Genomic DNA, 7,039 nt, shown 5'->3' on the forward strand with positions numbered 1-7,039 from the left:
TCAATTAACTAAAAATCAGATGAAAAGGCAATCTATTAAGCGGCTCAGAAAAAATGCTGGATGGGATGATTCTATTTTAACCACTATCTTATCTCAAAATTTTTCATGAGGTGACCCTGTACAGCAAAACGATTTCTATTTTGGCCATCATAATTATCTTGTATGATTAGAGACATACTGTCTTTGATTGCTAATTCGAGATTAGCTTGTACGCCGTTTATATCTTGACTGTTTTTATAAGAATAGTGATAACCTCCAGCTCGAACCCACATGCCTTTACCAAAATTAACCTGCCGTCCTAATTCAAGCTCTACACCAGGGCCAAAATCCTCAACCAAGTGGACTGGTGTGTCGATAAGACGATGACCCACAGCATTGGCTAAACCTTGGGTTGAGCGTCCAGAATCAAAAAGCACATTTTGGGGTATAGCACTGGCGAAGGTGTCACCATAAGTAACACTACGAGAACTTGCAGGAATATACCCCTGCAACCGAGCTTCATAACGTTCGGCAAGCCATTCTAAGCCTGGATTAATTTGTGTATATTGATGATTTAGGCGAGTGCGGTAATAATCTACAAATCCAAAAACACCTAAGATGGCTTCGCCTAAAAAAGTATTTTTTATCTGGCGATAGCCTAAACCACCACTGTAGGTCACCCTTTGATTTTGTCCTAAAAGAACCGTACCATTAGCAAAAAACATTCTATCTGGTGCTTGGAATAAAGGGACCATGCCGTCGCCAAAACCCCCAAGCTGCTGATTTCCACCAGTCAAAAATTGTCCAGTTACACGGGGATTATAATAGACTGCCTCGCCATGAGCACTGTAAAACTGCACTAAACAGAGCGTAACCAAAGAAAGTTTAGGTGTAAGGCCTTTGGTTTTGAAATCCATTTTTAACATTTATTTTCCTTATTATTATCGCACTCATTGAAGATATTATAAAAAGCATGCTATAGATCTAGTTCACGGCCTTAGGAGATAGCCCTCAGTCTAAAATTAGACTAATGCCTATACCCTAGCATCAAATACCCCTTAATTTCAACGAGGTACGCTGGAATGGAACTTCAACGTATTATTAGTTTTGTCTTTTTTTTCATATGTTCTTTCTTGCTTTATGCCAACACGGGTATAGCCTTGGTTCATGGTACCAAAGATCATCGAGAGGATGCTTATGGGGGTTATTGGAAAACTGATTTTATTGAAAGTTTAGCCTTAGCCTTAAAAAATCCAGCTAATCATTATGTAGCACATTGTGATTTTAGTCAGTATATGTGGCATGAAGATTCCGCCCAATGTATCGCTGATCAACTGTTAGAATTTATCCATGAGCAAAAAATTGACTCATTAACTGTCTATACTCATTCTGACGGAGCCAATGTAATGCGTTGGATCTTATCACACCCTAGTTATAATCGAAGCTATTTCACATTGAGTAAAAAGATAAAGCAAATTATTGCCCTAGCGCCTTCAAGCGGTGGAACTATCCTGGCGGATGAGGTCCTAAATGGAGGTATTTTTCAAACAAGTGTAGGGTGGCTTTTGGGCTATTTATCAGCTGATGCGATTAAGCAACAACGTATTGGCGACATGCTGCTTTATAACCAAGAATTATTATTTGGTAGTTTAAATCGTCCTTCTCTCTCTATTCCTTTCAAAGTTGTCGTAGGTACAGATGTTGCGGCCTCACCTCTTTCAAGCGCGAGCTATTGTAATGGCTACCTACTTAATAGTGGACTAAAGGTTACTAAATTATATTTAAATAGCTGTGCAGATGGTTTTTTAAATTGCAGCTCCCAATTAGAAGCCGGCACCCTATGGTTTTACGACAAAGATAAAACTACCGGTCATAAGACCTTAAGCCATAATCAAAGCCGCCACTCATGCTTTGATTTGGACCAAATTCTTATCAGTGCAATTGATGCGCAAGGAGTTTTACAATGAACAATTTCTCTTGGGCTTTAAGTTTAATGCTCATTTATTCCTCCGGGCAAGCTATCACTCTGCCCATTCAAACTATTAAAAGCTATGAATGTGAGCGTTGTGGCAATTTATCCCATGAATTATTAAAAGACAGTTGGCTTTTGGTCAATCAACCCCTCCCTCCAATCTCCAGTAATAAACAACAAAGCTATAGTTATCGACAAAAAGTAAGTACCGAAGAGCTGCAAAAAGGAGTAGCTTTATCGCTTTTAGGCAGCAGAGCCATTATTCGTGTTAGCCCCATAAACAAAGCCCCCTCCCTTGCTTTGTCCTTAAAAACTCCCAGCCAAAAAACAATGAGTTTACAAGAAGCGTCCTCTTTATACAGTGAAAACCAATCGTTAGAGCCTAGTTTTTCCCCTAATAATGAAACAATTGTCCAAATTAAACCGGAATTAGGTAAGGGCTCTTTTATCCTTAAAAGCCTAGGGCAGGATCACAATAATTCCAGCTATATGATTAATGTGCTGGATAAATTTTCACTTACTCATCTAGATGTGGAAACCAAGTCCTTATTTTATCATTACGGCGATATCTTAAGAGTGCATATCAACCTAAATGATGAAGATAACGATTATGATGCAGAGGATATTGAGGCCTTCTTAGTTGATCCTGCGGGTAAGACTATTCCTATGATGGTAAAAGAAATCAACCCCAATCAATTTGAAGCCAGCCATCTTCTTACCTCTGAGCAAAGTGATAACGGTGAAAATTGGTATGTCAAAGTGGAGGTCGAAGCAGAATGTGGTGAAGGCACCATAAAACGAAGTGGGCAAACTGCATTTTCCTATTCAATTCCTTCGGCAACCTTAATCGAACTAAAAAAACAAGCAAGCTCCCCTTTAACTTTTTCGGCAAAAGTTAACGTTGCCACGGCAAGTCGTTACTCCTTACAAGGTGTATTATTTAAAAAGACTGCTCAATCCTTAAATGCACTTGAAACTGCCCAGACTGGCATTTGGTTGGAACCTGGGATCCATTCTATTGAATTTACCTTTGACAATTCCGCCCAATTAGCTGAGGATCAACTTTATCTTGGTAACTTGCGTTTAATTGATTATGGGCAATTAAAAATGGTTTATCAGTATGACAAACCCATACAATTAAGCCAATTAGTGGAATAATACATGTTCAATCTTTATTCGTTTAATCTTATGGAAGGCCTAGTTTGCGCTATAGTCTTACAAATCCTATTCTTTTTTTTAATGATGCGGAAAAATAAACACTACCAATCAGCCAATGAAGAGCTTTATGAAAAAACACAAACCACGTTCACTCTACAATTACATCAAATCCATATGGATTTAAATAAAAGTTTGCAGGAAAATCTGAATAGCGTGAATGAGAAAATTGGCCAAGGACAACTTAATACTCAACAATTAATTAATGATACTGTACACAAACAAATGACCGATGTGCGTGAACAGATGAACCACAGCTTTAAACAACATGCCAGCTCCCTAACTTCGCATTTGCAAATTTTAACTGAGGAAATTAGAAGTCATCTACATACGCTAACTCAACAAGTTAATCATAAATTAACCGAAGGGTTTGAAAAAACGTCCTCTACGTTTGTGGATGTCGTAAAACGTTTGACAATTATTGATGAGGCACAGAAAAAAATCACTGAGTTATCACATCATGTAGTTAATTTACAAGACGTATTAGTCGATAAACGAGCACGTGGTGCCTTTGGGGAGGTGCAACTCTCATCATTGGTTGCTAACATGATTCCGAGTACTCATTATCAAATGCAATACACTTTAAGTAACCAAAAACGCGCGGATTGCGTGTTGTTTCTTCCCGAGCCTACAGGAAATGTAGTCATTGATGCAAAATTTCCATTGGAAACCTATCAAAAAATTAACAATACTGACCCGATGTCAGTAGAGCGTAAATCCTTACAACAACAATTTAAACAAGACATTCAAAAACACATTAAAGACATTTCTGAAAAGTACATTATACCCAATGAAACAACGGATGGTGCGATGATGTTTATTCCAGCAGAATCTATATTTGCAGAAATCCATGCAAACTATCCTGAATTAATTGCTTTATCACAACGCTTAAAAGTATGGCTAGTATCACCTAGCACTTTAATGGCTGTGTTAACTACTGCCAAAGCTGTCTTAAAAGACGATGCAACCCGAAAGCAAGTACATATCATCCAAAAACATCTACATGCTTTAGCCGATGATTTTCAACGTTTTGAAAAAAGAATGGATAAATTAACCAAGCATATTGATTTAGCCCATCAAGATGTAAATGAAGTGAATACTTCTGCTAAAAAAATCACCTCTAGGTTCCAAAAAATTGAATCCGTAGAAATGGATTTGACGGAAATGGAGCTGCCCAATGTGGCCTTAGTTGAGGCTAATGACTAATCAAGGAGGAACGCTAAGATGCTGAAACGAGACATCTCTACAACCAATATACTGATCGCTTCTGCAGGGGGAATGATAGGATCTGGATGGTTATTCAGCCCCTTTATTAGTGCGCAGATGGCAGGAAGTAATGCCTTGATTAGCTGGGTGATTGCAGCACTTTTTATGTTATTTATCGCCCTGCCCTTGTGCGAATTAGGTACGATGTTCCCGGTTTCAGGCGGTATGTCAAATTACCCTACCTTTACGCATGGCCAAGAAGTGGGCTTTTTATTTGCATGGACTTCATGGCTTTCCTATGTAGTAATGACCCCTATTGAAATACAAGCCATTTTACAATACTCCAGTCATTTTTTCCCAAGTCTTACCATTCAAGATAGCAATACCTTAACCTTATCAAGTTATGGCTATGTGGTGGCTATTGCGATTATGCTCTTTGTTGTAATCCTAAATTCCTATGGAATTAAAATGCTTGCCGAATGCAATAAATACGCAAGTATTATTAAGTTTATTTTACCCACTATTGCCATTGTTGCCCTTATTCAGGTGGCGCCCAATTTTAACAATATCAATATACAGTTAACTGATAAGCAAAGTTGGGTAGGTATTTTTACCGCCTTATCCACTGGGGGAATCGCCTTTGCTTTTACTGGCTTTCAAAATGGCCTTATTTTAGCAGGCGAAGTAAAAAATCCGCAACGCAATATTCCCATTGCTATTTTAGGGGCGGTATTGATCGGTTTTGTTTTATACTTTATGTTGCAATTTAGTTTTCTTGCGGCAATCCCACAAAAATACTTAGCCCATGGTTGGAGCCACCTAGCTTATGAAGGTGATAGCGGTCCTTTGGTGGGTTTAACTATTTTATTAGGTCTTGGCATCGTTGCAACGCTGTTAATGATCGATGCCATCATCTCTCCATTTGGGACTACCCTAGTTTATACTGCGGCGACCTCTCGTATTATTTATGGGATGGCAATAAACAAGCATTTACCTAAAATCTTCTTGAAGGTAAATCGCCATAAAATTCCCTATGTGACGTTGTATGCGAATTTAATTGTGGGCATGTTTTCCTTTTTGCCTTTTCCTGGCTGGCAAAAACTGGTAGCCTTTCTTTCCTCGGCTAGTATTCTATCATACAGCATAGGCCCTATTTGTCTTCTCGCTATGCGTAAACTCCAACCTCAAACCCATCGTCCTTTTAAATTATGGGCAAGTGTGTTTTTATGCCATACGGCCTTTTATATTTGTAATTTGATGCTGTATTGGTGTGGTTTTGAGGTCCTGTGGAAACTAGATGTAGCCTTGATTATTGGTCTTATCGTTTATAGGGTTTACCATAAGGACAGTTCTTTAAGCCGTAATAATCCTTTGTATTGGTTTATTTTCTACATGGGCTCAATGCTCGTTCTTTCCTATTTTGGTAGTTTTGGTGGCAAAGGTCTCTTACAATTTCCTCTGGATCTCTTATTGATTTTACCTTTAAGTATTTTTGTGCTTTCTCTTTCGCAAAAACTCTTAGATGATGAGAACCATCAAGAGGTTATTTGTGAGGTGGAGCCATCAATGCCGATTTAACTCTAAGTTAATAATTTTTGCAGTGCATGTGGAAGAGCTAGAAGCATCCTCCATATGCACGAAGAGGTAATCAATTGCTTGGTTCAACCCGGATTGTCCAATCCGCACCAGAACCAATATGATATTTTTTAGCAAAAGAATCTTGATTCGTTGCTAAAGACAGATTCATCAAGCTATTAAAATATAACAGATCCTCACCTTGTTTAGTTTCCCCAAAAGTTTTATACAGTGTTAAAGTCTTAGCGTATTTCTCTTCACCTTGATAGAAAATACTTACCTTATAAGTTTTATTTTCTTTTAAAGACTTAAGTAAGGATTGATTAATATCTGTCCAAACATTCCCATAATTGGGGTCAAGAATAACCACTGTACCTTGCACCGCCTGCTCTTGAACCCTTGCTTTTTGGTACGCTAGTTTCACTACCGGCTCTTTAAGCACAGGACCTACTTCAGCAAAGGAAATTTTCCCTGAAGCGAGTTTCGCCGCGGTATAGCCATAAACATCCCGACCATAAAAGGTATAGGATTGTTGTGAACCCTTAAGCCGATTTTCAGTCTCATTAATAATTCTTACTTCCTCAATCCCATACATCGTATCAATAAAGGTTAAAGTACCATTATCAGGAGTCACAAAGTACTGCCCTTGCTTGCTTAAAGCGACCACAGAACGTCGAGTTGTCCCCACACCAGGATCAACCACACTTACAAAAACAGTTTTTTTTGGCCAATAAGACGCAGTCTGATATAAACGATAAGCCGCATCCCAAATATTATAAGGCGGGATTTCATTGGTTAAATCAGAAATAATCAAAGAACGATCAACAGAATACATCACTCCTTTCACTTCACTAACCGCACCATCCGCGATACCAAAATCACTTTGAAAAACAACAATGCCTGGCTCAGAAAATACTGGAAAGCTTAGAAAAAAACAGAAAGATAAAAGAAACCTCTTAGCTTTTATAGTCATAGTTAGCTAGGTCCGGGGATCTGGAACAAAATTCAGGAAAAATAAGAGCTATTCCCGGTTTGTTAGTTCATTCACCTTACTCTCAGAATGGCTTATCCACAAGTCCATAGGCCAGGAGA

6 protein-coding genes are annotated in these 7,039 nt (G+C 38.5%); 4 read left to right on the forward strand and 2 right to left on the reverse strand.

Going from position 1 to position 7,039, the window contains the following annotated elements:
* Positions 1-83: 83 nt before the first annotated feature.
* A complete protein-coding gene (locus ELY15_RS12260; RefSeq protein WP_127100439.1) occupies positions 84-905 on the reverse strand; it encodes a hypothetical protein in 822 nt (273 codons plus the stop codon).
* Between the two features lie 156 nt (positions 906-1,061).
* On the opposite strand from ELY15_RS12260, the gene ELY15_RS12265 reads away from it, so the two are divergent.
* From ELY15_RS12265 to ELY15_RS12280, 4 genes are read left to right on the forward strand one after another with little or no spacing between them, the layout of a single operon-like run.
* Positions 1,062-1,946, forward strand: a complete 885-nt coding sequence (locus ELY15_RS12265; RefSeq protein WP_127100441.1) for a hypothetical protein — start codon at positions 1,062-1,064, stop codon at positions 1,944-1,946.
* Entirely contained in the window at positions 1,943-3,109 is a 1,167-nt protein-coding gene (locus ELY15_RS12270; protein WP_127100443.1) for a DUF4785 domain-containing protein, read from the forward strand. The genes ELY15_RS12265 and ELY15_RS12270 overlap by 4 nt, the downstream gene beginning before the upstream one ends.
* Positions 3,110-3,112: 3 nt before the next feature.
* Positions 3,113-4,372 carry a DNA recombination protein RmuC gene (locus tag ELY15_RS12275; RefSeq protein WP_127100445.1) on the forward strand — a complete coding sequence of 420 codons (1,260 nt, stop codon included), beginning with the start codon at positions 3,113-3,115 and terminating at the stop codon, positions 4,370-4,372.
* 18 nt (positions 4,373-4,390) lie between these two features.
* Positions 4,391-5,950: an APC family permease gene (locus tag ELY15_RS12280; protein ID WP_127100447.1), complete on the forward strand. Its 1,560-nt coding sequence runs from the start codon at positions 4,391-4,393 to the stop codon at positions 5,948-5,950.
* Positions 5,951-6,020: 70 nt separating this feature from the next.
* On the opposite strand, the gene ELY15_RS12285 is transcribed toward ELY15_RS12280, so the two are convergent.
* Positions 6,021-6,920, reverse strand: a complete 900-nt coding sequence (locus ELY15_RS12285; protein WP_127100449.1) for an S-adenosyl-l-methionine hydroxide adenosyltransferase family protein — start codon at positions 6,918-6,920, stop codon at positions 6,021-6,023.
* Positions 6,921-7,039 lie beyond the last annotated feature (119 nt).

This window comes from Legionella sp. km772 (assembly GCF_003989735.1).
In the GTDB taxonomy this organism is placed as follows: domain Bacteria; phylum Pseudomonadota; class Gammaproteobacteria; order Legionellales; family Legionellaceae; genus Legionella.